Source organism: Acidovorax sp. DMC1, assembly GCF_056314325.1.
In genome coordinates, this window is record NZ_JBQUYO010000010.1 from 78337 (window position 1) to 102484 (window position 24148).

At 65.0% G+C, this 24148-nt stretch carries 20 protein-coding genes; 13 read left to right on the plus strand and 7 right to left on the minus strand.

Features of this window, described 5'->3' with window-relative positions; genetic code table 11:
• The first annotated feature begins 3 nt into the window (after window positions 1–3).
• Window positions 4–1791, plus strand: coding sequence for a TRAP transporter large permease (locus ACT531_RS18975; protein ID WP_476018430.1), 1788 nt, complete (start codon window positions 4–6; stop codon window positions 1789–1791).
• Window positions 1792–2345: 554 nt separating this feature from the next.
• Here ACT531_RS18975 and ACT531_RS18980 read toward each other — a convergent pair.
• From ACT531_RS18980 to xseB, 4 genes are all read right to left on the minus strand, one after another.
• Window positions 2346–3428: a TRAP transporter substrate-binding protein gene (locus ACT531_RS18980; RefSeq protein ID WP_015015263.1), complete on the minus strand. Its 1083-nt coding sequence runs from the start codon at window positions 3426–3428 to the stop codon at window positions 2346–2348.
• Window positions 3429–3671: 243 nt separating this feature from the next.
• Entirely contained in the window at window positions 3672–5567 is a 1896-nt protein-coding gene (gene dxs, locus ACT531_RS18985) for a 1-deoxy-D-xylulose-5-phosphate synthase (RefSeq protein WP_309822658.1), read from the minus strand.
• 91 nt (window positions 5568–5658) lie between these two features.
• A complete protein-coding gene (locus tag ACT531_RS18990; RefSeq protein ID WP_476018431.1) occupies window positions 5659–6633 on the minus strand; it encodes a polyprenyl synthetase family protein in 975 nt (324 codons plus the stop codon).
• Window positions 6630–6872, minus strand: a complete 243-nt coding sequence (gene xseB, locus ACT531_RS18995; protein ID WP_476018432.1) for an exodeoxyribonuclease VII small subunit — start codon at window positions 6870–6872, stop codon at window positions 6630–6632. Before xseB ends, ACT531_RS18990 begins: the two co-directional genes overlap by 4 nt.
• Before the next feature lie 276 nt (window positions 6873–7148).
• Between xseB and ACT531_RS19000 the strand changes: the two genes are divergently transcribed.
• From ACT531_RS19000 to flhC, 5 genes are all read left to right on the plus strand, one after another.
• A complete protein-coding gene (locus ACT531_RS19000) occupies window positions 7149–8303 on the plus strand; it encodes an aromatic ring-hydroxylating oxygenase subunit alpha (protein ID WP_295939520.1) in 1155 nt (384 codons plus the stop codon).
• Between the two features lie 140 nt (window positions 8304–8443).
• Window positions 8444–9355: a DMT family transporter gene (locus ACT531_RS19005; protein ID WP_015015268.1), complete on the plus strand. Its 912-nt coding sequence runs from the start codon at window positions 8444–8446 to the stop codon at window positions 9353–9355.
• A 101-nt stretch (window positions 9356–9456) separates the two neighbouring features.
• Window positions 9457–10362, plus strand: coding sequence for a sulfurtransferase (locus ACT531_RS19010; protein ID WP_476018433.1), 906 nt, complete (start codon window positions 9457–9459; stop codon window positions 10360–10362).
• A gap of 327 nt (window positions 10363–10689) precedes the next feature.
• Window positions 10690–11016, plus strand: a complete 327-nt coding sequence (gene flhD, locus ACT531_RS19015) for a flagellar transcriptional regulator FlhD (protein WP_015015270.1) — start codon at window positions 10690–10692, stop codon at window positions 11014–11016.
• A gap of 47 nt (window positions 11017–11063) precedes the next feature.
• Entirely contained in the window at window positions 11064–11621 is a 558-nt protein-coding gene (gene flhC / locus ACT531_RS19020) for a flagellar transcriptional regulator FlhC (protein WP_476018434.1), read from the plus strand.
• A 165-nt stretch (window positions 11622–11786) separates the two neighbouring features.
• Here the strand turns inward: flhC and ACT531_RS19025 are convergent, their stop codons facing one another.
• Together ACT531_RS19025 and ACT531_RS19030 are read right to left on the minus strand one after the other, a co-directional pair.
• Window positions 11787–12368, minus strand: a complete 582-nt coding sequence (locus tag ACT531_RS19025) for a FlgO family outer membrane protein (protein ID WP_476018435.1) — start codon at window positions 12366–12368, stop codon at window positions 11787–11789.
• A complete protein-coding gene (locus ACT531_RS19030; RefSeq protein WP_476018436.1) occupies window positions 12365–13099 on the minus strand; it encodes a hypothetical protein in 735 nt (244 codons plus the stop codon). Before ACT531_RS19030 ends, ACT531_RS19025 begins: the two co-directional genes overlap by 4 nt.
• 140 nt (window positions 13100–13239) lie before the next feature.
• Here ACT531_RS19030 and ACT531_RS19035 point away from each other — a divergent pair, with 140 nt between their 5' ends.
• The 3 genes from ACT531_RS19035 (at window position 13240) to ACT531_RS19045 (ending at window position 16455) form a co-directional block, all read left to right on the plus strand.
• Window positions 13240–14487: a spherulation-specific family 4 protein gene (locus tag ACT531_RS19035; RefSeq protein WP_343736000.1), complete on the plus strand. Its 1248-nt coding sequence runs from the start codon at window positions 13240–13242 to the stop codon at window positions 14485–14487.
• A 233-nt stretch (window positions 14488–14720) separates the two neighbouring features.
• Window positions 14721–15818 carry an AI-2E family transporter gene (locus tag ACT531_RS19040; protein WP_476018437.1) on the plus strand — a complete coding sequence of 366 codons (1098 nt, stop codon included), beginning with the start codon at window positions 14721–14723 and terminating at the stop codon, window positions 15816–15818.
• Between the two features lie 343 nt (window positions 15819–16161).
• Window positions 16162–16455 (plus strand): DUF4148 domain-containing protein, encoded by a 294-nt coding sequence (locus ACT531_RS19045; protein WP_108498094.1) that lies wholly within the window; start codon window positions 16162–16164, stop codon window positions 16453–16455.
• A gap of 208 nt (window positions 16456–16663) precedes the next feature.
• Here ACT531_RS19045 and ppc read toward each other — a convergent pair whose 3' ends face one another.
• On the minus strand, window positions 16664–19453 hold the full coding sequence (gene ppc / locus ACT531_RS19050; RefSeq protein ID WP_476018438.1) for a phosphoenolpyruvate carboxylase: 2790 nt from the start codon (window positions 19451–19453) through the stop codon (window positions 16664–16666).
• A 128-nt stretch (window positions 19454–19581) separates the two neighbouring features.
• Here ppc and hemC point away from each other — a divergent pair, with 128 nt between their 5' ends.
• The 4 genes from hemC to ACT531_RS19070 are packed head-to-tail and all read left to right on the plus strand — an operon-like array spanning window position 19582 to window position 23749.
• Window positions 19582–20514, plus strand: coding sequence for a hydroxymethylbilane synthase (gene hemC, locus ACT531_RS19055; protein WP_110960003.1), 933 nt, complete (start codon window positions 19582–19584; stop codon window positions 20512–20514).
• A gap of 1 nt (window position 20515) precedes the next feature.
• Complete coding sequence (locus ACT531_RS19060; protein WP_476018439.1) at window positions 20516–21343, plus strand: uroporphyrinogen-III synthase; 828 nt, start codon at window positions 20516–20518, stop codon at window positions 21341–21343.
• Window positions 21340–22467: a uroporphyrinogen-III C-methyltransferase gene (locus tag ACT531_RS19065; protein WP_476018440.1), complete on the plus strand. Its 1128-nt coding sequence runs from the start codon at window positions 21340–21342 to the stop codon at window positions 22465–22467. Before ACT531_RS19060 ends, ACT531_RS19065 begins: the two co-directional genes overlap by 4 nt.
• 4 nt (window positions 22468–22471) lie before the next feature.
• Window positions 22472–23749 carry a heme biosynthesis HemY N-terminal domain-containing protein gene (locus tag ACT531_RS19070; protein ID WP_476018441.1) on the plus strand — a complete coding sequence of 426 codons (1278 nt, stop codon included), beginning with the start codon at window positions 22472–22474 and terminating at the stop codon, window positions 23747–23749.
• Window positions 23750–24148: the final 399 nt, after the last annotated feature.

Sequence of the window (24148 nt, forward strand, 5' to 3'; positions counted from 1 at the left end):
ACCATGGAATTTATTGCCCACAACCTCGCCCCGATCATGTTCGCGGGGCTCATCTGCTTCTTGCTGGTCGGCTTCCCCGTCGCATTCAGCCTGGGCGCCTGCGGACTGTTCTTCGCCTTCATCGGCATCGAACTCAACGTGCTGCCCGAAGCCCTGCTGCAAGCCGTGCCGCTGCGCATCTTCGGCATCATGCAGAACGACACCCTGCTGGCCATTCCGTTCTTCACGCTGATGGGGCTCATATTGGAGCGAAGCGGGATGGCGGAAGACCTGCTGGACACCATTGGTCAGCTGTTCGGCCCCATCCGCGGTGGCCTGGCTCTGGCCGTGATCTTCGTGGGCGCGCTGCTGGCAGCCACCACGGGCGTGGTGGCCGCATCGGTGATCTCGATGGGCCTGATCTCGCTGCCCATCATGCTGCGCTATGGCTATGACCGCCGGCTGGCTGCGGGCGTGATTGCTGCGTCCGGAACGCTGGCACAGATCATTCCGCCGTCGCTGGTGCTGATCATCATTGCCGACCAGATGGGTCGCAGCGTGGGCGACATGTACAAGGGCGCCTTCCTGCCCGGCCTGATGCTCACCGGTTTCTATGCAGGCTACGTCATTCTGCTGGCAATCTTCAAGCCCCAGTGGGTGCCTGCCATCCCACCCGAAGCCCGTACGCTGCGCGACGAAAACGGCAAGAGCGGTGTGACCTCCCTGCTGGTGCTGACCGGCATCTGCGTGGCCGCCTCGATGTATGTGGCTAAGAACATGGCCGCCCTGCACACCTGGTGGTCGGGCGAGACGGTGGAACGCGTGGCGCTGGACGAAACCATCGTCGTGGCCATGTGCTTTGGCGTGGCCCTGGCCTTCGTGGTCGCCAGCGTCAACAAGATCACCCGCCTGGGCCTGCTCTCCAAGGCGGCGGAACGCGTGACGTTCGTGCTGATCCCCCCGCTGCTGCTGATTTTCCTGGTGCTGGGCACCATCTTCCTGGGCGTTGCAACTCCCACCGAAGGCGGCGCCATGGGCGCGCTGGGCGCAGGCATCATGGCCATCATCCGTGGTCGCCTGAGCATCTCGCTGCTCAAGCAGGCAGTCACCACCACCACCAAGCTGTCGTGTTTTGTGGTATTTATTCTGGTGGGCGCGACCATGTTCGGCCTGACCTTCCAGGGCGTGGACGGCCCGCTGTGGGTGGAACACCTGCTGACCGGCCTGCCCGGTGGCCAGTTGGGCTTCCTGATCGTTGTGAACATCATGGTGTTCTTCCTGGCGTTCTTCCTGGACTTCTTTGAGCTGTCCTTCATCGTGGTGCCCCTGCTGGCCCCGGTGGCCAACAAGCTGGGCATCGACCTGATCTGGTTCGGTGTGCTGCTGGCCGTGAACATGCAGACCTCGTTCATGCACCCACCGTTCGGCTTCGCGCTGTTCTACCTGCGCAGCGTAGCCCCGGCGAAGGAGTACCTCGACAAGGTCACCAAGAAGATGATTGCGCCGGTGACGACACCGCAGATCTACTGGGGTGCGATTCCGTTCCTGGTCATCCAGCTGATGATGGTGGGCCTGATCATCGCCTTCCCTGGCATCGTCTCCAGCGGCCTGGACAAGGCCGAGGTCTACGACCTGGACAAGGTCCGCATGGAAATGGAAGCCACCATGCCCGACGCGGCCGGAGCCCCCGAGGCCACCGACCCCACCGCAGGCATGGAAGGTGCCAGCGCGGCCCCTGGCGACGCTGCAGCCCCTGCTGCAGACGACCCGCTCAAGGCCCTGCAAGACTCGATGGCCAACGAGAAGAAGTGATCGGATGAACCCCCAGGGCTGTTGACCAGCCCTGGAGACAAAAGAAGCCCCGGCAGATAGCGTCTGCCGGGGCTTTTTTCATGGGCTTGTCCCGCGCAACGCGTGGCCCAAAACAGGGCCACGACCGGACGGCTCGGCACCCAACCCAACCAAGGTACGCAAACACCATGCTCGACCTGGTCCCACAGCCCACAGGCCGCGGCGTCTTGAGGTGTTTCCTTCTGCGGACCACTGAACCCGCTGGCAAGCGTCTACCGAGGGCGCCAGACCGACCCGCACACAACGGGAAGCGGATGTCCTAAACCACCACCCATGGCGTCACATCAAAGCGTGTACACCGCGGGATCGCGCAAACATGCCGATCACAGCAACACGCGCGATACCTTGAGCTCCAGCCAACCGAACATCGTCCTGCAGCCCAGCAGCATCTTCTGCACCAAAGCACCTCGGGACCGAGCACCCACCCCATACCACCAGGCGCAAAAAAACCCGCCAAGCGAACCAGGCGGGTTTTCTGATCGAAATGCCCTGCGGCTTGCGCCGCAGCAGGGCCATCAGATCTTCTGTGCGGACATGAAGGTGTCGTAGCGGGCTTCGGCAAAGCGGAACCAGAGGATCTGGTCGCGCTGGAAGGCACGCATGTCGGCGTAGATCTTCTTCCACTCGGGGCTCTTGGCGTCGTTCTCGGCGAACACTTCCATCGATGCCTTGAACGAAGCGTCCATCACGGCTTGCGAGAAAGGCAGCACCTTGGTCTTGGCAGCCACGAGCTGCTTCAGGGCCGTGGGGTTCAGCGCGTCGTACTTGGCCAGCATGTCCACGTGGGCCACGTTGGTAGCAGCTTCGATGATGGCCTTGTTCTCAGCCGACAGGCCGTCAAAAGCCTTCTGGTTGACGAAGAAGTCCACTTCAGGACCACCTTCCCACCAGCCGGGGTAGTAGTAGAACGGAGCGACCTTGTTGAAGCCCAGCTTCTGGTCGTCGTAAGGACCCACCCACTCGGCAGCGTCCAGCGTGCCCTTTTCGAGGGCTTGGTAAATTTCGCCGCCAGGGATGCTCTGGGGCACTGCACCCAGCTTCTGCATCACTTCACCGATCAGACCGCCGCCCAGGCGCATCTTCATGCCCTTGAAGTCGGCAGGCGACTTGATTTCCTTGCGGAACCAGCCACCCATCTGCGTGCCGGTGTTACCACCTGCAAAGCTGATCATATTGAAGCCGCCGTAGAACTCGTTCATGAGCTTGCGGCCATTGCCATGCAGCATCCAGGCGTTCATCTGGCGGGCATTGAAGCCGAAAGGCACTGCAGAGCCCAGCGCGAAAGCGGGGTTCTTGCCGTAGAAGTAGTAAGGCACGGTGTGTGCCATTTCCACGGTGCCTTGCTGCACGCCGTCCACCACGCCGAAGGGAGGCATCAGCTCGCCACCAGCGTGCACGGAGATTTCAAACTTGCCACCCGACATGGCCTTGACGGCCTTGGAGAACACATCAGCGCCGCCATAGATGGTGTCCAGCGACTTGGGGAAGCTGGAGGCCAGACGCCAGCGAATGGCAGCCTGGGCGTGGACGGCGGGCGCAGCGCCTGCAGCCAGCACACCGGCGATGCCAGCGTGCTTGATGATTGAACGACGATCCATGAGGTTCTCTCCGATATATTGATTGCAAAACTTGGCGCGCACGCGTTGTGCACGGCCCACCAAGGACATGTTTCAGCCGGGACCATTGTAGGAACATGACCCCCAGGACTTTTGCGGGTTTTCCCGCGAAATTCCGGCCTCAACACACACCTTCAGGGTTCTGCAAGCATCTGCGCGACAGCAGTGCGAAAGACCTCACGGCACCCACGGCCAGCACGACGGCTGCCCGCCGCCCGCCTCCGTTCAGCCCGCGTTGCCAGGCAAAAACCGGGCGGCAATCGATGCGCGAATACCTGCCGCATCCAGCCCCTGCAAAGCCAGCAACTTGGCCGGGTCGCCATGCTCGATGAAGACATCGGGCAGCCCCAGCTGCAGCACGGGGCGCACGATGCCCATGGCGTTGAGCGCCTCGGTCACTGCACTGCCCGCCCCCCCCATGATGGCGCCCTCTTCCACCGTCACAAGCGCATCATGACGCTCCGCCACTTCGCGCAGCAAGGCTTCGTCGATGGGCTTGGCCCAGCGCATGTTGACCACGGTGGCATCGATCGCCTCGCCCACTTCGAGCGCGGGGTACAGCAAGGTGCCAAATGCCAGGATGGCAATGCGGGGCGCCTTGCCGTCGGCCTCGCCCTTGCGCTCACGGCGGATCTCGCCCTTGCCGAACGGCAGGCCGTCAAGCGCTGCAAGCGGCGCCACACCTGCGCCGCTGCCGCGCGGGTAGCGCACGGCCACGGGGTGGTCCTGCTCAAACGCACTGCTGAGCAACTGTCGGCACTCGCGCTCGTCGGCGGGACAAGCCATGCTCATGTTCGGAATGCAGCGCACAAACGGGATGTCGTAAGCACCTGCGTGCGTGGCACCGTCAGCGCCCACCAAGCCCGCACGGTCCAGCGCAAACACCACGGGCAGGTTCTGCAAGGCCACGTCGTGAATCAACTGGTCGTAACCGCGTTGCAAGAAGGTGGAGTAGATGGCCACCACAGGCTTCACGCCCTCGCAGGCCATGCCTGCGGCAAATGTGACGGCATGCTGCTCGGCAATGCCCACGTCGTAGTAGCGGTCGGGAAAGCGCTTTTCAAACTCGACCATGCCCGAGCCCTCGCGCATGGCCGGGGTGATGCCCACCAGGCGCGGGTCTTGGGCCGCCATGTCGCACAACCACTGGCCGAACACCTGGGTGAACGTCTGCTTGGGGGGCGTGGCAGGCTTGGTCAGGCCCACGCTGGGGTCGAACTTGCCGGGGCCGTGGTAGGCCACGGGGTCGGCCTCGGCCAGCTTGTAGCCCTGCCCCTTCTTGGTGACCACGTGCAGGAACTGCGGACCCTTCAGGCTCTTGATATTCTCCAGCGTAGGGATCAGCGAATCGAGGTCGTGCCCGTCGATGGGGCCGATGTAGTTGAAGCCGAATTTCTCGAACAGCGTGGCGGGCACCACCATGCCCTTGGCCTGCTGCTCGAAGCGCTTAGCAAATTCGAGCAGGGGCGGCACAGGGCGCAGCACGGTTTTGCCCACGTTCTTGGCGGCGGCATAAAACTGCCCGCTCATCAGCTGCGCAAGGTAGCGGTTGAGAGCGCCCACGGGGGGGCTGATGCTCATGTCGTTGTCGTTCAGCACCACCAGCAGGTTGCAGTCGGCCACGCCCGCGTTGTTGAGCGCCTCGAAGGCCATGCCGGCACTCATCGCGCCATCACCAATGATGGCCACCGCATGGCGGTTGTCGCCCTTGCGCTTGGCGGCCAGTGCCATGCCCAAGGCTGCCGAGATACTGGTGCTGGAATGCGCGGTGCCAAAGGTGTCGTAGACGCTCTCGGCACGCTGCGGAAAGCCCGAGATGCCGCCCAGCTGGCGCAGCGTATGCATGCGGTCGCGGCGGCCGGTCAGGATTTTGTGCGGGTAGGTCTGGTGGCCCACGTCCCACACCAGGCGGTCTTCTGGGGTGTTGAAGACATGGTGCAAGGCCACGGTCAGCTCCACCGTGCCCAGGTTGGAGCTGAGGTGGCCACCGGTCTGCGATACGCTCTGCAGCACGAACTCGCGCAACTCGGTCGCCAGCACCTTGAGGTCAGCGCGCGAGAGCCGACGCAGGTCTGCCGGGTCATTGATGGTCTGCAGCAAGGGAAAGGGTGTCGTGGACATTGACTATTCTTTTGATAGCTACCAGCGCAAGAGATTCAAGCACTAGCAGGCATTTGGACATTCATGGAGTCGCAAAGGACCAGGGCCGGGCTCAGTGCGAGCGGCGCACGACCATGTCCGCCAGGGCTGCCAGGGCACGGGTGTCGGGCAGGCCACTGCGCCCCAGCGCTGCATGGGCCTCGGCCAGCAGCTCCTGCGCGTAAGCCTGCGCACGCTCCAGACCGAGCAACGAGACGTAAGTGGGTTTGTCTGCCGCAGCGTCCTTGCCAGCCGTTTTCCCCAGGGTGGCAGAGTCCGCCACCACATCCAGGATGTCGTCCACCACCTGAAACGCCAGCCCCATGGCGGCGCCGTAGTCGGACAGTGCCTGGTAGGCAGCGGGCGCCGCATGGCCACACAGGGCGCCCATGAGCACGCTGCCCTGGAGCAAGGCGCCCGTCTTGAGGCGGTGCATCTGGCGCAGTTGGGCCTCCGTCAGCGCCACGCCCACGCTGGCCAGGTCAATCGCCTGGCCACCCGCCATGCCGGCCGAGCCCGCAGCCCGCGCGAGCAGCCTGCACAAGGCCGCCTGCGTGGCGGCGGGGATCAACGTGTTGTCGGGGGTCAGCAGTTCAAACGCGAAGGCCTGCAGTGCGTCGCCCGCCAGCAGGGCCTGGGCTTCGCCAAACTGCACATGCACGGTGGGCTTGCCACGGCGCAGCACATCGTTGTCCATGCAGGGCATGTCGTCGTGGACCAGCGAATAGGCATGGATCAGTTCGACTGCGCACGCGGCCCGCAAGGCGGCTTCATCCAAAGCTGCTAGCACCGCCGCGCCCTCAGGTGCGGCGGAATCCGAGGAACCGCTGCGCGCCGCCTCGTACGCGGCCAAAACCAGCAGGGGCCGCAGGCGCTTGCCGCCATCCAGCACAGCGTAACGCATGGCGTCGCCCAGCCCTGCCGGGGCGCCTTCGCCCACCCACAAGGACAGAGCCTGCTCCACACTGGCAAGGTGATTCTGGCTCCAGAGATTCGTATCCAGGGGCGGGTTCAACACCGTCGAGGAAGTCATCGGCAATGCGCTCATTCCTGGTTCCATGATTGCAGCTGGCCGTCGTCCAGCACCTTGATCTGGTCCTGCACGGCGTCAAGCCGGTGGCGGCAAAACGCCAGCAAGGTGGCGCCGCGCTGGTAGCCCGCCAGCATCTGGTCCAGCGGCAGTTGGCCCGATTCGATGCGGGCCACGAGTTGCTCCAGTTCCTCCAGGGCCGCCTCGTAGCTGGCAGGTTCGGCGGGAGGAGCAGGGGTTGCGGGGGCCTTGGGCATGGAGGGGGCGGCAGTGCGCGGGTGAAAAATCGGTGATTTTAGGCGCAGCGCTGTGACGCCCGTGTCAGACAGCGGCCGATCCGTGGGAGGCCTCTATTTTTGATGGAACCGGTGTTTTCTATTCACGTAGCGGGGGTGCGGGAATAACCCCACCGCCTATAATCCCATTCCCGTCGAGCCGGCTACCCACCCTAGCCGGTTTTCTTTTTCCAGATGCGCTTTCACCGGCGCACCTCCCGCACTCTCTCTGTGGGGAGTCTTTAGGTCAGGTCACCCATGTCTGATTTAAGTCTTCAACTGCAGCAGGCCGCAAGCCAACTACCAGTTTCGAGCTACTTTGACGATGCGCTGTTTCAGCGCGAGCTGGAGACCATCTTCCAGCGCGGGCCCCGCTACGTGGGGCATCAATTGGCTGTGCCCCACACGGGCGACTACTACGCGCTGCCCCAGGAGGGCGAGGGCCGCGCCCTGGTGCGCAACGCCCATGGAGGCATCGAGCTGATCTCCAACGTGTGCCGCCATCGGCAAGCGGTCATGCTCAAAGGCAAGGGATCGCTGAACACCCAGCAAAAGGGCAGCGCGGGCGGCAACATCGTGTGCCCTTTGCACCGCTGGACGTACAACCCCAAAGGCGAGTTGCTGGGCGCGCCGCACTTCGCGCACGACCCATGCTTGAACCTCAACAATTACAAGCTGCGCGAATGGAACGGTCTTCTATTTGAAGACAACGGCTATGACGTAGCCGCCGACCTGGCCCAGATGGGACCCCGCGCCGACCTGGACTTTGATGGCTACGTGCTCGACCACGTGGAGCTGCACGAGTGCAACTACAACTGGAAGACCTTCATCGAGGTCTATCTGGAGGATTACCACGTCGGCCCGTTCCATCCGGGCTTGGGGCAATTCGTCACCTGCGACGACCTGCGCTGGGAGTTTGGCAAGAACTATTCGGTGCAGACCGTGGGCGTTGCCAACCGCCTGGGCAAGGCGGGCAGCCCGGTGTACGAGCGCTGGCACAAGGCGCTGCTGGACTACCGCGAAGGCAAGCCGCCGAAGTACGGCGCCATCTGGCTCACGCTGTACCCGCACATCATGATCGAGTGGTACCCGCATGTGCTCACCGTATCCACGCTGCACCCCATCAGCCCGACCAAAACGCTGAACATGGTGGAGTTCTACTACCCCGAGGAAATCGCCGCTTTCGAGCGCGAATTCGTCGAGGCGCAGAAGGCTGCCTACATGGAGACCTGCATCGAGGACGACGAAATTGGCGAGCGCATGGACGCCGGCCGCAAGGCTTTGCTGGCCCGTGGCGACAACGAGGTGGGCCCTTACCAGAGCCCCATGGAAGATGGCATGCAGCACTTCCACGAGTGGTACCGCGAGGCCATGGGGAGCGGCACCATCGACCCGGCTGCGGCAAAACGCTGAATACAGAGGCAAAACCCCGCCAATCTGCAGGCCCGCCGGGGCTTGCTCTCATTACAATAGCTACCAGTGCTTAAAAAATAAGCGCTGGCAGCTATTTTCATTTGTGCGCTCCACGGCGCCCCTCAAGAGATCACAACCCGATGCAAGCCCTTTGGATGGTGTTGGCCGCGTTCCTGTTTGCCAGCATGGGCGTGTGCGTCAAGATCGCCTCGGACTTCTTCAACTCGGCGGAGCTGGTGTGTTACCGGGGGCTGATCGGCATGTTCATCCTGTGGCTGCTGTCACGCTCACAAAACGTGACGCTCGCCACACGGTACCCCGGCATGCACGCCTGGCGTAGCCTCGTAGGGGTGGCGTCGCTGGGTGCGTGGTTCTACGCCATTGCGCACCTGCCGCTGGCCACCGCCATGACGCTCAACTACATGAGCAGCGTGTGGATCGCGGCCTTCCTGGTCGGCGGCACGCTGCTGGCCTGGCGGCCTTCTGCCGCCACGCCCCGGCCCGCCCTGCAAGGCCCGCTGGTGCTGACGGTGCTCACCGGGTTCGTCGGCGTGGTGCTGATGCTGCGCCCCAGCCTGGACCAGAACCAGGCCTTTGCCGGGATGATCGGTCTGATGTCGGGCCTGTCAGCCGCCTTTGCCTACATGCAAGTGGTGGCGCTGTCGCGCCTCGGCGAACCTGAATCGCGCACCGTCTTCTACTTTGCGGTGGGCTCTGCAGTCGCGGGCGGCGTGGCCATGTTGTTCACCGGCATGTCGGACTGGCCGGGCTGGCAAGCGCTGTGGCTGCTGCCCATCGGCGTGCTGGCTGCGGGCGGGCAGCTGTGCATGACGCGCGCCTATGCCAGCGCCAAGACCCAGCGCGGCACGCTGGTGGTGGCCAACCTGCAGTATTCAGGCATCGTGTTTGCGGGCATCTACAGCGTGGCTCTTTTTGGCGACAAGATTCCGCCCATCGGCTGGATCGGCATGGTCCTCATCGTGGGCAGCGGCATTGTGGCCACCATCTTGCGGGCCCGGGCCGCACCCGGCGCACCGGCCGAAGAACACTGACCGATACAAAAACCCATGCGCGCTGGCGAGGACACAGCCGATCGGGATGGCCACAATGGAGGCCTCCCAGTCCTACCGGTTGCTTTGCACCTGATCTGCCGATGACCACCTACACCACGCTCATCTCCGCCCCCGACCTGCAAGCCCTCATCGCCAGCGGTGCGCCGCTGATGGTGTTTGACTGCAGCTTCGAACTCATGCAACCGACCGCCGGCGCGCAGCAATATGCGCAGGCCCATATCCCCGGCGCCGTGTATGCCAACCTGGACAACGACCTGAGCGCCAAGCACGGCGCACCCGGCGCCACCGGCACTGTGACGGCGCAGGAGGCCGACCAGCCCGCATCGGGCGGCCGCCACCCGCTGCCCAGCCGCGAACGGTTTGCCATGTGGCTGTCCAGCGTGGGTTTTGCCAACAACATGCAGGCCGTGGTCTACGACCGCCAGGGCGCCAACTATTGCGGCCGCCTGTGGTGGATGCTCAAGTGGGCGGGCCATGACGCCGTGGCCGTGCTCGACGGCGGGCTACAGGCCTGGCAGGCCGCAGGGGGCGCAGTCAACAGCGGCGAAGAGCCTTCGCACTTCCAGTCCCACTTTGCACTGAACGAGCCCTTGCGCCAGCTGGCCACGGCCAGCGATGTCCTGGCCCGCCTGCAGAGCCCCGCAGACCAAACCGTGATCGACGCCCGCGCCGGTGCCCGCTACCGGGGCGAGATGGAGCCGCTGGACCCGGTGGCCGGCCACATTCCGGGAGCACTCAACCGGCCGTTTGCCGAAAACATCGGCGCCGACGGCCGCTTCAAACCCGCAGCCACACTGCGCGCAGAGTTCGATGCCCTGCTGGCAGGCCGCAATCCTGCAACCGTGGTGCACCAGTGCGGCAGCGGCGTGAGCGCGGTGCCCAATCTGCTGGCCATGGAGATTGCCGGCCTGGGGCACACCGTCCTGTTCGCGGGCAGCTGGAGCGAATGGTGTTCAGACCCCACGCGCCCGGTCGAAAAGGGTTGAAACGCCCCAGTTGCGGCGTCTAACGGACGCCGCGGGTTGCAAAAGCGCAAAAAAGATGGTTTTGCAGGCGCTATCAAAACCATGAGCAGAATTCGGGGACCGGTACCTGCCAGCGCAGCAGATGCGCCCCTCTTGAAAGCCAGCCAACGCCTGATCTGCATGTAGGGCAAATTCCTACACAGCCCACCGCGAAACCAGACACGCGGCGCAGCCAAACCCCGACTTAATTTCTGATTGGGGCGGTTTCACAATCCATTTCAACGGATCACGCAAAACCTGCAGTCAGCAGGCAACGCAAGACCCTGTACTGGAAAAAAGGAAGCCGCCATGACCAACGAACAAATCCTCGCTGAAATCCGCGAAGCCAACCTCACCTACCTGATGCTGGCCCAAACCCTGATCCGTCAGGACAAGGCCGAAGCAGTTTTCCGTCTGGGCATGAACGAAGAGTCTGCCGATATTCTCGCTTCGCTGTCCGCAGCGCAAGTGATGAAACTGGCCTCCCGCAACACGCTACTTTGCAGCTTCCGTGTGGACGACAACCTGGTGTGGAGCTTGCTAACCAACCACTCGGCCAAGAAGGTGGGCAACGACGCCACCAACACCCTGCACGCCAACATTCTGATGGCCAGCCGCGTGTCGGAAGTGCTCTGAAGCAGTTGCCCGCAGCGTAGTTGCCCCGTTCTCACCGAAAGCCCGCCATGTCCACCACCACCGCCGCCAAAGCCCCTGCCAAGAGCGTTCTGAACGAATCCAAGCAGATCGAACGCGCCGCCATGCTGATCCAGATGGGCGCCCGCATGCAGGTGCTGGAGTCCGAGACCACGCTGTCGTATGAACGCCTGATCCGCCTGTACAAGGAGATCGCTGGCAAGTCACCCTCCAAAGGCCAGTTGCCCTTTTCCACCGACTGGTTCCTGACGTGGCAAGAGAACATCCACAGCTCGCTGTTCCTGAACATCTACGAATATCTGTCCAAAGGCGTGGACCTGGACTCGGTGGAGCTGCTGACCAAGGCTTACCGCCTGTACAACGAACAAGTCGCCACGGCCGAGATCGAGCCCCTGCTGTCCTTCACCCGCGCCTGGCGCCTGGTGAAATTTGTGGACGCCGGCATGCTGACCCGCACCAAGTGCAGCCAGTGCAGCGGCCAGTTCGTGACCGAGCTGTACGAGAACCGCCACTTCACCTGCGGCCTGTGCAACCCTCCCGCCCGTGCAGGCAAGAGCAAGACCGCCGGCGCACTGATGCTGCATTGATGCCTTGGCATTTTCTTTTGAGCCCAAAGCGCCCAATGCGCTAGTGCATATTGCCGTGATAGCTATCAATCAGATAGCAAACAAAAAGGCCCTGTTCGGGGCCTTTTTTGCTTTCTGCTGTCTGCCGATGGAATGTGGTGCACGGCAGAGCACAAACCTTTCCCATCAACGCCCGGCTAGCAAGGTCCGCACGTTCTCGTCTGCAGGCACCGCGTAGTTGTGTGCCGCAATCACCTGGTTGCCCACCGGGTTCACCAGCTTGAGGCTGATGTACACCACCGAGGCCGACACTGCGTACGTGCCCACCACCACGGCCTGCGCGTTCTGCGCCTGGCTGACCTCCCGCACCTCGCGCGACAGCAGCAACTCGCCCTGCTCGCGGTGCAGCACTAGGTTGTCACGCAGCTTCACCTCCGTCACACGCAGCCCGCGCTGCACCATGCGCCCCGCGATCTGCTCCGAAAAGATACGCCCCAGCCGCGACGACTCGTTGAGCCGGTCCACATTCACCAAGGTGGCCACCAACACCGGCTGGCTCGCATCCAACGGCACGCTGAGCAGCAAGGCATCTGTCGCCCGCTCGTTGACCTCAATCAGGTCGGTGCGCGACATGCCGCCCGCACTGCTGCCGTAGTAGTAGCTGTGGACCGGGTTGGTCGTGCAGCCCTGCAGCGCCAGGGCCGACACAGCGACCATGCCCAGGCACCACATGGACTTGAGCTTGCCGGGTTGTAAACGGCGCGTCATGGCGCAACCACCTGCCAAGTTTTTACGGGGGTGGGTGCAGGCGCAGGCACCGGGACCTGTGGCTGGTACAGCGCAGCATCTTCCCGCTCGATGTAATACAGGTCTGCAGAGCCCGCCAAGTACCGGTCACGGGTCTTGAGCGTGGTGGTGATCAGAACTTCCGTCCGCGTGGGTCCGCCCGCTGCAGCACCCTGCGTGTACAGATGGGCCATGTCCAATGCGAGACCGGCCCCGACCCCCAAGGCTGTCGCCACGCCTGGCAGCAAAGTGCGGTCCGAATAATGCACCTTCCAGTCCCGCCACACTCCCACGCCGGTCCCGATGAGGGTCCCCGCGATCGGGACAGGAAAATTGGGCGGTACGCCAGCCTGGTGTTGAACCACCTGGGTCTCCACCTCCAGCTCCACCGCCGTGGGAACGGTGGAGAGGACAACACCTCGGTTCAATAAATGCACCGTCAGCAGTTTGAGGAAACCCGCGTTGAAGCTGGATTTGTCTGCCACCGTCACGTGAATGGGGTACTCGCCCGCAGGCCAGGACGCGATCTTCTCGGCAACGCGTGCAGCCACATCGCCAGCCAGCACATCCCAATGGTGCACGGCACGGGCCTTTTTCTGGCCGGTGGCGGGATAGTTGTCGGCACGCGGCACGTCCAGGGTGCCGCAGCCAGCCAGCAACGTTGCGGCCAGCAACGGCACAACGGTCGAAATGCGCAGGAAGGAGGATCGCATGGAGCCATGTTAGTGGCGCCAGCCATCCGTGATCGGCACAACAAAGCCGTCTTTCCCCACCTTAAGCCACGATTTCCGCGCTTGGTGACCGCACTACAAGCACTCACAATAGTCGCACGCACAACAAACCCCGGAAGACCATGCACACCCAGAACTCGACCCACCGCCTCGCGTCCCTGCTGGCCTTGACCGCCGCGCTGGCTGGCTGCGGTGGCGCCTCGGACAAGACCACCACTCCCGCTCCACCGGCCCCGCCCCCACCGCCAGCTGCGGCTCCGGTCAGCGTGAGCTTTGTGCAGTCCGCCAACAACGTGCTGGAACCCAGCAGCTCGGAACCTCTTTCTGTGAACGTCTACACGAACGGAAGCACCGCCGCAAACGGCACAGTTGCCACGTTCGCCGTCAACCCCACCACCGCAGGTACGTTGGCCCCGGTGGCCCCCACAACAGTAGGAGGTGTCGCCAGCACGACGTTGACGGTCAGCAGCCTGCCACCCACCGCGACATTTCAGGTGACAGCAACCGCTACCAGCAGCGCCAACTCCGCCAGTGACAGCCTGACCTACTATGTGCGCCCGGCGCACAAGCCGCTGCAGGTGTTGGTTCCCGCCTATTTCACGGCCACCGGTACCACATCCCCGTGGACCACCCTGACCAGTGGCGCAACCAGCTACCCCGATGTGCAGATCAACGCCATTGCGAGCACTAGCAACGGCATCCTGACCGCCACCACGAAAGAGGATACTGACCTCACCACCGCCATCAAGGCCTTCCGGGCGGTGTCGGGCACCAGCAACCGCGTGATCGGGTATGTGGCGACTGCATCCAGCAGCGGCGGTGCCCTCTCCGTTGCTGATGTCAAGGCCACCATCGACAACTACATCCGGCTGTATCCCAGTCTGCTCGATGGCTTTTTCCTGGACGGTATGGCCACCGACAGCGCGCGGGTGGCTTACTTCCAGGACATCTACAACTACGTCAAGGGATTGACCTCGGGCATGAGCACGGGCGCCACGGCTCCGGGCACCCCGCTGCTGATCGGCAACCCCGGCACCTACCCTGTCCCCGCCTATGCAGCGGTCGCCGATACGCTGGTGACTTACGCAGGCAATGCAGCCGCCTACCAGAACGTGGACCCCCAACCGTCAAGCACCTGGGTCTATGCCAAGGCCAACACTGCACAGGCCATGCTGGTGCACTCGGCCAGCACCTGCACGGAAATGCAGGCGGCCGTGAAAAATGCGAACCGCCCACGCCTGAACACAGGCATGGTCTACGCCACCAATCTCGCCATCGGCGCTCCCTGGTCAGCCCTGCCCACCTATTGGCCACAGTTGCTGGGCACGGTGGACGCCCTCAACAAGCAGCGCACGTTGCCACTGTGCTGAAGGCCGGGGGCCATGCCAAGCGCTGAACGCCTACATGCTTTTTCTAAAGGCTCCCCCACAATCGGCGCATGACGACTGAGCCCACCACCACGCACTCCCCGGAATCCCCCCACGGGGAGGGTCAAGCAACAGCTGCGCAGGTGAGGGACGCTGCTCTCCCTGAGGACTCCAACGCCCCTGCTGCTGCAGCCCCCTGCCCGGCAGTCGACCCAGCGCCCCACGCAGCGCCCCTCATGCTCCACATGCCCGTGGACGTGCGCAACCTCTCCCTCGCCCTGCTGGCACTGTTTGCCAGCGTGGCGCTGCTGCACTGGGCCAGTGCGGTGTTCATCCCGATCATGCTGAGCCTGCTGCTGACCATTGCGCTGCGGCCCGCCGTGGAGATGATGGCCCAGTGGCATGTGCCACGGGCGCTGGGGGCGGGGGTGTTGCTGGTGGCCATCGTTGCCGGGCTGGCCAGCACGGCCTGGTCGCTCAGTGACGGGGCGGCGCAACTGGTGGACTCGGTGCCCGTCGCCGCCAAAAAGGTGCGTGACAACCTCAAGGCGCGCGCGGGTGGCAGCAGCCCGCTGGACACCGTGCAGAAGGCAGCCACCCAGATCGAGCAGGCCGCCAACGAAAACAGCACCGCCACCACTGCGCCCCGCCGGGGCGTGCAGCGGGTGATCGTGGAGCGCCCACCTTTCAACATCCGCGACTACCTGTGGAGCGGCACCATGGGCCTGATGTCGGCCCTGGGGCAGCTGATGGTGGTGGTGTTTCTGACCTACTTTGCCCTCGCCTCGGGCAACCTGTTTCGCGACAAGCTGCTGCGCATTGCGGGCACCAGCCTGGAGCGGCGCAAGGTCACCATCCATGTGCTGCAGGACATCACGCAGCAGATACAGCGTTATCTACTGCTACAGGTGTTCACCAGCGTGCTGGTCGGGCTGGCCACCGGCGCGGCCTATTGGGCACTGGGTCTGGAAAACGCGGCCGTGTGGGGCGTGGTGGCCGCGGTGCTCAACCTCGCGCCGTACATCGGCTCGGCCCTGGTCACAGGGGCGTCGGCCCTGGTGGCGTTCTTGCAATTCGGCACGCTCGACATGGCCATGGCCATTGGCGGTGCCTCGCTGGTCATCCACACGCTGATCGGCAACTTGCTCACGCCTTGGCTGACCAGCCGCACCAGCAGCATGAGCCCCGTGGCCGTGTTCATCAGCGTGCTGGCCTGGGGCTGGCTGTGGGGCCTGTGGGGCCTGCTGCTGGGCATCCCGGTGATGATGGCCGTGAAGGCTGTGTGCGACCGGGTGGAAGACCTGAAGGCCGTGGGCGAATTGCTGGGCGACTGAGCCCACAAGCAACGCGGCAGCTGCCACGCATGCCGTCTCTGCGTCTCGCGCGGCCAGTGTCTTTGCGCCTGCTCCACGCACGGCCTCTGGCTTCGCGCCAGAGGTACAGCTCCAAACATTGCTGAACCTCAGGGCACACCAAACCCAGCCCACCGTTCTTGGTGATTGTTTTCAATACTGGAACAGTTAGTTCGCGACTGAGTGGTTTTTCCCTGAACACCATCGGCGTACAGTTCATCCCATCGATGAGCCGAACCCGCAAGGCGACTCACCGAACCCGGTTCAGGAATGGTTTTTGACCCGGCTTTTTTGAGACGCTTTTTAACTTTCAAGGATTTTCATCATGAACAAGACCGCCCGTTTCCTCTCCGTCGCCGCTGTTGCCGCTTTCGCCGCCTTTGGCGCCCATGCTGATGAAGCCGATGGCTCGCAATTTGCCCTGAAGTTCGACACGAACCGCACCCGCGCTGAAGTGGCTGCCGAAGCCGCTACCGTGGCACAGACCCGCAGCATCGAGCCTGCAGGCTCGCGTGTGGTGACCTACAAGTCCACCGCTGACCGCGCTGCTGTGCGTGCCCAGGCTGCTGAAGCTGTGCGCACCGGCCAGATCCCTTCGGGCGAATTCAGCGCGATGTAATCGCATGACCGATTGACGCAGTTGCGGGACTTCCCATGGTGGTGGCACTTCGCGCGGTGCGGGTGCTGCTGCCATGGGAGGTGTTTTAGACACACGCTCCCGCACTGGCCAAACAAACGGGGCTCCCATTAGGAGCCCTTTTTGTTATGGGTTCGCGCCGCGCAGGCGGCAGGTCCAGAGGCGAAGACGGGACTGCCCTGCGGTCCGATCAGCCCGTATTGCGCAGCCCTGCTGCAATACCGTTGATGGAGATGTGAATCCCGGTCTGCACCCGCTCGTCGCCCTGCCCTGCACGCCAGCGGCGCACCAGCTCGACCTGCAAGTGGTGCAGCGGATCGATGTAGGGGAAACGGTGCTTGATGGACCGCGCCAGCGCCGCGTTGTGCGTCAGGCGCTGCTTGTCGCCCGTGATGCGGGTGAGCGCGTCGGCCGTGCGGTGCCACTCGGCCTCAATGCTGGTGAACACCTTCTTGCGCAAGCGGGCGTCGGTGACGAGTTCGCTGTAGCGCGAGGCCAGGGCCAGGTCGCTCTTGGCCAGCACCATGTCCATGTTGGACAGCAGGGTGCGGAAGAACGGCCACTGGCGGTACATCTTCTGCAGCAGCGCCAGCTGGGCCTTGGGGTCCTTGCCTTCGGTGTTGATGAAAGCCTCTACCGCCGAGCCAAAGCCGAACCAGCCGGGCAGCGTGAGACGGCATTGGCCCCAGCTGAAGCCCCACGGAATGGCGCGCAGGTCTTCGATCTTCTGACTGGCCTTGCGCGATGCGGGGCGCGAGCCGATGTTGAGTTCTGCGATCTCGCGGATGGGCGTGGAGTTGAAGAAGTAGTCGGTGAAGCCGGGCGTTTCGTACACCAGCGCGCGGTAGCTGCCCATGCTGGCCAGCGAGAGCTGCGCGGCGGCGTCCAGGAAGGCCTTGGTCGCAGGCTTGGTGGGCTGCAGCAGGGTGGCTTCGAGCGTGGCGGCGACCAATGTTTCGAGGTTGCGCCGCCCGATTTCGGGGTTGGCGTATTTCGACGCAATGACCTCGCCCTGCTCCGTCAGGCGAATCTGCCCGCGCACCGTACCGGGCGGCTGCGCCAGAATGGCCTGGTAGCTGGGGCCACCGCCCCGGCCCACCGTGCCGCCCCGGCCATGGAACATGCGCAACTGAATGCCATGGGTGGTGGCAAGTTCGTCGAAGAGTTCGACGAGGGCAATCTCGGCGCGGTACAGCTCCCAGTTGCTGGTGAAGATGCCACCGTCCTTGTTGCTGTCGCTGTAGCCGAGCATGATGTCCTGCTCGCCGCCGCTGCGCTGCACCAATGCTGCCACACCGGGCAGGGCATAGAACTCGCGCATGATGGGCGCGGCGTTGCGCAGGTCTTCGATGGTTTCAAACAGCGGCACCACGATGAGGTGGTTCTTGGACTCGGTGTCCAAGGTCCCGTTCATCAGCCCCACCTCCTTTTGCAGCAGCAGCACCTCCAGCAGGTCGCTCACCGTTTCGGTGTGGCTGATGATGTAGTGGCGAATCGCCTCATGCCCGAAGCGCTCGCGCATCACGCGGGCGGTTTCAAAGATGGCCAGCTCGCCCTGGGCGTGGGCCGAGTATTCAGCGCCCACAACGCGCAGCGGGCGCGCGTCGTTCAGCAGCTTGATCAACAGGGCGCGCTTGGCGGCTTCTTGCAGGCTGGCGTAGTTGGGTTCGATGCGCGCCTTGGCCAGCAGCTCGGCCACCACTTCTTCGTGTTTGTCGGAGCTCTGGCGCAAGTCCACCGTGGCCAGGTGAAAGCCAAACACCTGCACGGCGCGGATCAGCGGGTGCAGGCGCTCTGCGGCCAGCGCTTCGCCGTGGTGGGACTTCAGTGACGCTTCGATCACGCGCAGGTCGGCCAGGAACTCTTCGGCGCTGGCGTAGGCGTTTTGTGGCGCTACAGCATGGCGCGCGGCTTCGCCACCGGTCAGGTCTTTCAGCGATGCTGCCAGGCGCGCATAGATGCCAGTGAGCGCGCGGCGATAGGGCTCGTCCACGCGGTGCTCGTTGGTGTCGGGCGAGCGCTGGGCCAGGGCCTCCATCTCGGCCGACACCTGCACCAGGCGGGCCGATAGCGACAGCTCGCCGCCCAGGTAGTGCACCTCGGTCAGGTAGTGGCGCAGGGCCACTTCGGCCTGGCGGCTCAGGGCGTATTGCAGGGTTTGCGCCGTCACATTGGGGTTGCCGTCGCGGTCCCCACCAATCCACTGGCCCATGCGCAAGAAGCTGTGCACCGGGTACTGGCCCAGCTCGTTTTCCAGGTCCGCGTAGATCTTGGGGATCTCGCGCAGAAAGGTGGCTTCGTAATACGACAGCGCGTTTTCGATTTCGTCGGCCACGGTGAGCTTGCTGTAGCGCAGCAAGCGCGTTTGCCACAGCTGGGCCACGCGGGCACGCAGCAGGGCTTCGTTGGCGGCCAGCTCGCGCGGGGTGAGCGCATCCTTGGCACTGTTGTAGAGCTGGGCGCGCACCTGGATGTCGTCGCGCGTGGCGAGCAACTGGGCGATGTCGCGCTCGGCGTCCAGAATGCTCTTGCGCTGCACTTCGGTAGGGTGGGCGGTCAGCACGGGCGCCACGTAGCTACCGGCCAGCGTTTGCGAAATGGTCTTGGGCGCGATGCCAGCCCAGCGCAGGCGCGAGAGGGCGACCTCGATGCTGCCCTCCTGCGTGTCGCCCGCACGCTCGTGCACGGCGCGGCGGCGGATATGGTGGCGGTCTTCGGCCAGGTTGGCCAGGTGGCTGAAGTAGGTGAAGGCGCGGATCACGCTCACCGTCTGGTCGCCCGACAGGGACTTGAGCAGCTTCTTGAGCGCTCGGTCGGCCTCCTGGTCGGCGTCGCGGCGGAAGGCCACCGAGAGCTTGCGCACCTGCTCGACCAGCTCGTAGGCCTCCACCCCCTCCTGTTCACGGATCACGTCGCCCAGAATGCGGCCCAGCAGGCGGATGTCGTCAATCAGGGGCTGGTCCTTGTCGGATCGTTTCATGCGGGAGTCTCCGGGATGGGTGGGATGGCCTGGCGCGTGGAGCCCGCATGGCCGCAGGCCGCACCAGCCCCAGTGCGGGCGCATGCTAGCATCCTGCGCCGCCGAATAATTACAAACAGGTTACGAACTTGAGCCCCTCGCCAACGCCCCCCATCGTCATCGCCACGCGCGAAAGTCGCCTTGCACTGTGGCAGGCCGAGCATGTCAAAGCGCTGCTCGAAGCCCGGGGCCACAGCGTGCAATTGCTGGGCATGACCACCAAGGGCGACCAGATTCTGGACAAGTCCCTCAGCAAGGTGGGCGGCAAGGGCCTGTTTGTGAAAGAGCTAGAAGTGGCGCTGGAAGAAGGCCGCGCCCACATTGCCGTGCACTCGCTCAAGGACGTGCCCATGGAGCTGCCCGAGGGCTTTGCCCTGGCCTGCGTGATGGAGCGCGAAGACCCGCGCGATGCCTTTGTCTCCCCCCGCTACGAGAACCTGGACGCGCTGCCGCAGGGTGCCGTGGTGGGCACATCGAGCCTGCGCCGTCAGGTGCTGCTGCAGGCCCTGCGGCCTGACCTGAAGATCGAGCCCCTGCGCGGCAACCTCGACACCCGCCTGCGCAAGCTGGACGAAGGCCAGTACGACGCCATCGTGCTGGCGGCCGCAGGCCTCAAGCGCCTGGGGCTGGAAGCCCGGATACGCACCACCTTCGAACCCAATGCGATGCTGCCCGCGGCAGGCCAGGGCGCGCTGGGCATCGAGGTGCGCAGCGACCGGCAAGACCTGATCGACGCGCTGGCGCCGCTGGCGCACCAGACCACCTGGCTGACCGTGGCCGCCGAGCGCGCCGTCAGCCGCGCCATGGGCGGCAGCTGCTCGATGCCCCTGGCAGCGCACGGCACCTTCACCCAGGGCGTGCTGCAGCTGGACGCCGCCTGGGGCGACCCCGAGGACAAAGCCCCGCTGGTGCGCGCCCAGGCCTCCGCCGCGGTCACCACGCTGGCGCAGGCAGAAGCCCTGGGCGACGCGATTGCGCAACGCCTGCGTGCTGGGGGTGCGCGCGGCATCACCCCGGCCTGAGATGGGCACCTCAGCGCCCCGGGTCATCGTCACACGCCCCGCCCGCGAAGCGGCGCACTGGGTCACGCAACTGGGCGCACACGGCATACAGGCTGTGGCGCTGCCCCTGATTGCGATTGGTCCCTGCACGGACACCGCCATGCAGCAGGCGCTGGACACGGCCCGCGCCAACGTCGACACCTACCGCGCCCTGATGTTTGTGAGCGGCAATGCCGTGGTGCACTTTTTTGAGCAAAACCGCCCTGTAGTGCTAGATGTTCATGCCCTGGCAGCTACAAAAACAAGAGCATGGGCACCCGGCCCGGGGACAGCCCGCGCGCTGGAGCAGGCGGGCGTGCCGCGCAGCGCCATCGACGGACCTGCGCCCGACGCGCCCCAGTTCGACTCGGAGGCACTGTGGCAGCAGGTGGCCCCCCAGGTGCAGCCCGGCGACCGCGTGCTGATCGTGCGCGGCCGCTCCGCCACACCCCAGAGCGCACACGAATCGCCCCAAGGCAACGGCCGCGAGTGGCTGGCCCAGCAGATCGAGGCGCGGGGTGGTCAGGTGGAGTTTGTGGTGGCCTACCAACGCGGCGCCCCCCGCTTCACGGCGCAAGAGGTGGCGCTGGCGCAACAGGCGGCGCGTGATGGCTCCGTCTGGCTGCTGAGCAGTTCGGAGGCGGTGGCCCACCTGGCCGAGGCCCTGCCGGTCCAGCACTGGGGCGCTGCCCATGCGCTGGCCACCCACCCGCGCATCGCCGAAGCGGCCCGCGCAGCGGGCTTTGGCACCGTGCGGGAATGCCGTCCGGCGCTGGAAGACGTGGTGGCCTCGATAGAATCGACCGCATGAGTTCTGCGCCCCCTGACGATCTGCCCTCCACGCCCCCTCCAGCCCCTGTGGCTGCCGCCGTGGGCGCGCCGGCAGTGAGCCCGGCCCCCTCGGCCGCAGCACCCGCCGCCGGCCGGAGCGGCGCCATGACCTTGCTGCTAGGCACCGTGGCGGTGGCCGCACTGGTCAGCAGCGGCCTGCTGTGGCAAAAGCTCAGCGCCATCCAGGAACAACTGGCCCGGCAGTCCGCCGACTCGGGCGCCCTGGCCATCGAGGCCCGCACCATGGCCCGCCAGGCCGAAGAATTGGTGCGCGACACGGCCGCACGCCTGTCGGTGGCCGAGGCCCGCGTGAGCGAAGTCGCCCTGCAGCGCAGCCAGCTCGAAGAACTGATGCAAAGCCTGTCGCGCTCGCGCGATGAAAACCTCGTGGTGGACATTGAGTCGGCCATCCGTCTGGCGCAACAGCAGGCCCAGCTCACCGGCAGCCTGGAGCCCCTGGTGGCTGCCCTCAAAAGCGCCAACCAACGCATCGAGCGCTCTGCCCAGCCCCGCCTCGCCCCTGTGCAGCGCGCCATCGGCCGCGACCTGGACCGCCTGACCCGCGCCACCGTGACCGACACCGCCGGCCTGCTCGCCCGCCTGGACGAACTGGTGCGCCAGGTGGACGACCTGCCCGTGCTCAATGCCGTGGCCCAGGCTGCCTCAACCAAGCGCCTGTCCACCGGCCCCGCAATGCCCGGCAGCACCCCCGCCCCCACCGAGGGCCTGGCGTGGTGGCAGGCGGCCCTGCAGCGCAGCTGGGAGGTGGTGCGCGACGAGGCCCGCAGCCTGGTGCGCGTGAGCCGTATCGACCAGCCCGAGGCCATCTTGCTGGCCCCCGAGCAGACCTTCTTCCTGCGCGAAAACCTCAAGTTCAAGCTGCTCAACGCGCGCCTGGGCATCCTGGCCCGGCAGTTCGAGTCGGCCCGCTCGGACCTGGCCGCGGCCACCGCAGCCCTCAACAAATATTTCGACCCCGCATCGCGCCGCACGCAGAACGTGGCTTCGACCCTGCAGCAGGCCCAGGCCAGCATGAAGGCGGCCGAGCTGCCGCGTCTGGACGAAACCCTGTCGGCCCTGGCCACCGCCGCTGCCGGACGTTGACACCATGCGCGCAGCACTTTGGCTTCTGGGCTTGTTCGGGGTGGCGGTTGCGGCCGCGCTGTTTGCGGGCAACAACCAGGGTACGGTCACCCTGTATTGGCCGCCCTACCGCATCGACCTGTCGCTCAACATGGTGGTGCTGCTGCTGGTCGGCGGTTTCGTCACCGTGTACGCGGCGCTGCGGGCCCTTGCGGCACTGCTGGAACTGCCGCACCAGGCACGCCGCTGGCGCGTGCAACAAAAAGAGCGTGCCATGCATGGCGCGCTGCTTGATGCGCTGACCCACATGCTGGGCGGCCGGTTCATCCGCTCGCGCAAGGCCGCTGTGGCGGCGCTGTCGCAAGAACACGCCCTGGAGGCCAGCGGCGAGGCCGTGCCCCACGGCAAGCAGCTGCGCGCGCTGGCCCACATGATTGCGGCAGAAGCGTCCCACGCCCTGCAAGACCGCGCCACGCGCGAAAGCCACTTGCAGGACGCACTGCAGGAAGCCCCCATGCGCGGCTCCGTGAACGAGCAGGAAATGCACGAAGGCGCCCAGATGCGCGCCGCCCGCTGGTCGCTGGACGACCGCGATGCCCCTGCAGCGCTCGACCGCCTGGCAGCCCTGCCCCTGGGGGCTGCCCGCCGCACCCTGGCCTTGCGCATCAAGCTCAAGGCGACGCGGCTGGCACGCCAGACCCAAGAGGCGCTGGACACCGCACGCCTGCTGGGCAAACACCGCGCGTTCTCGCCCAATGCGGCGCAGAGCATCGTGCGCGGCCTGGCCACCGAACTCATCAACAGCGCCCACGACACCGCCCAGCTGCAGCAGATCTGGCTGTCGCTGGAAACCAGCGAGCGCAACATGCCCGAACTGGCCATCCACGCCGCCCAGCGGCTGGCGGCCCTGGGCGGTGATGCCACGCAGGTGCGGGCCTGGCTGCTGCCCGTGTGGGACCGCATGGTCGAGCTGCCCGATGCCCTGGCCGAGCAACACGCCCTCAAGTTGGTGCGCGCACTGGAGGCGGGGCTGGATGCGCTTGATGCCCCCTGGCTGGCCCGCATCGAATCGGCCCAGCAGGCCAACCCGCGCGACGCGCGCCTGCAGTACTTGGCAGGCATGGCGTGCCTCAAGCGGCAGCTGTGGGGCAAGGCCCAGCAGTTGCTGACACAGGCAACGCAGCAGCTCAGCGATCCTCAGTTGCGTGCCAGCGCCTGGCGCCACCTGGCCGAGCTGGCCGAGCAACGCGGCGACGACACCGCCGCTGCCAGCGCCTGGAAGCAGGCTGCGCTGGCCCGATAAGCCGACAAGCCCCTTACCGAGGCACTACCCAGGCAGGCACCGCCGGGGCGCTGTAGCGCCTTCCGCACCTGCACAGCGGCCTTCACCGCTGTGCTTTTTCAACCGCCGCCCCTTGCATTCACTGGCCGCGCGCGTGCACCAGCGTGTGCGCTGCAGGCTCCACGCCGGTGCAGTGCCAACGTGCCCTATGGCTGCGCTACAAAATTTCCACAGCATTGGGGAACTTTGAGCGCTCAAGGCCTATCGGTTCAATAAATTTGAACTAAAGCGTCAATCTGCCTGAAGCAGATCGTCGCCAGCGCTTCCTACACTGCCCCACCGCCGCACTATGGCGGTACCCCACGGGATGGCCTTCGCAGCCCGCGCTCCCTCTCTTTTTCACACGCACTTTTTTGATTC

Excerpts from the sequence above, each read along its gene's own strand:
- ACT531_RS18975 (WP_476018430.1), top strand. The coding sequence starts at position 4 with ATGGAATTTATTGCCCACAACCTCGCCCCGATCATGTTCGCGGGGCTC.
- ACT531_RS18980 (WP_015015263.1), bottom strand. The coding sequence starts at position 3,428 with ATGGATCGTCGTTCAATCATCAAGCACGCTGGCATCGCCGGTGTGCTG.
- dxs (WP_309822658.1), bottom strand. The coding sequence starts at position 5,567 with ATGTCCACGACACCCTTTCCCTTGCTGCAGACCATCAATGACCCGGCA.
- ACT531_RS18990 (WP_476018431.1), bottom strand. The coding sequence starts at position 6,633 with ATGAGCGCATTGCCGATGACTTCCTCGACGGTGTTGAACCCGCCCCTG.
- xseB (WP_476018432.1), bottom strand. The coding sequence starts at position 6,872 with ATGCCCAAGGCCCCCGCAACCCCTGCTCCTCCCGCCGAACCTGCCAGC.
- ACT531_RS19000 (WP_295939520.1), top strand. The coding sequence starts at position 7,149 with ATGTCTGATTTAAGTCTTCAACTGCAGCAGGCCGCAAGCCAACTACCA.
- ACT531_RS19005 (WP_015015268.1), top strand. The coding sequence starts at position 8,444 with ATGCAAGCCCTTTGGATGGTGTTGGCCGCGTTCCTGTTTGCCAGCATG.
- ACT531_RS19010 (WP_476018433.1), top strand. The coding sequence starts at position 9,457 with ATGACCACCTACACCACGCTCATCTCCGCCCCCGACCTGCAAGCCCTC.
- flhD (WP_015015270.1), top strand. The coding sequence starts at position 10,690 with ATGACCAACGAACAAATCCTCGCTGAAATCCGCGAAGCCAACCTCACC.
- flhC (WP_476018434.1), top strand. The coding sequence starts at position 11,064 with ATGTCCACCACCACCGCCGCCAAAGCCCCTGCCAAGAGCGTTCTGAAC.
- ACT531_RS19025 (WP_476018435.1), bottom strand. The coding sequence starts at position 12,368 with ATGACGCGCCGTTTACAACCCGGCAAGCTCAAGTCCATGTGGTGCCTG.
- ACT531_RS19030 (WP_476018436.1), bottom strand. The coding sequence starts at position 13,099 with ATGCGATCCTCCTTCCTGCGCATTTCGACCGTTGTGCCGTTGCTGGCC.
- ACT531_RS19035 (WP_343736000.1), top strand. The coding sequence starts at position 13,240 with ATGCACACCCAGAACTCGACCCACCGCCTCGCGTCCCTGCTGGCCTTG.
- ACT531_RS19040 (WP_476018437.1), top strand. The coding sequence starts at position 14,721 with ATGCTCCACATGCCCGTGGACGTGCGCAACCTCTCCCTCGCCCTGCTG.
- ACT531_RS19045 (WP_108498094.1), top strand. The coding sequence starts at position 16,162 with ATGAACAAGACCGCCCGTTTCCTCTCCGTCGCCGCTGTTGCCGCTTTC.
- ppc (WP_476018438.1), bottom strand. The coding sequence starts at position 19,453 with ATGAAACGATCCGACAAGGACCAGCCCCTGATTGACGACATCCGCCTG.
- ACT531_RS19060 (WP_476018439.1), top strand. The coding sequence starts at position 20,516 with ATGGGCACCTCAGCGCCCCGGGTCATCGTCACACGCCCCGCCCGCGAA.
- ACT531_RS19065 (WP_476018440.1), top strand. The coding sequence starts at position 21,340 with ATGAGTTCTGCGCCCCCTGACGATCTGCCCTCCACGCCCCCTCCAGCC.
- ACT531_RS19070 (WP_476018441.1), top strand. The coding sequence starts at position 22,472 with ATGCGCGCAGCACTTTGGCTTCTGGGCTTGTTCGGGGTGGCGGTTGCG.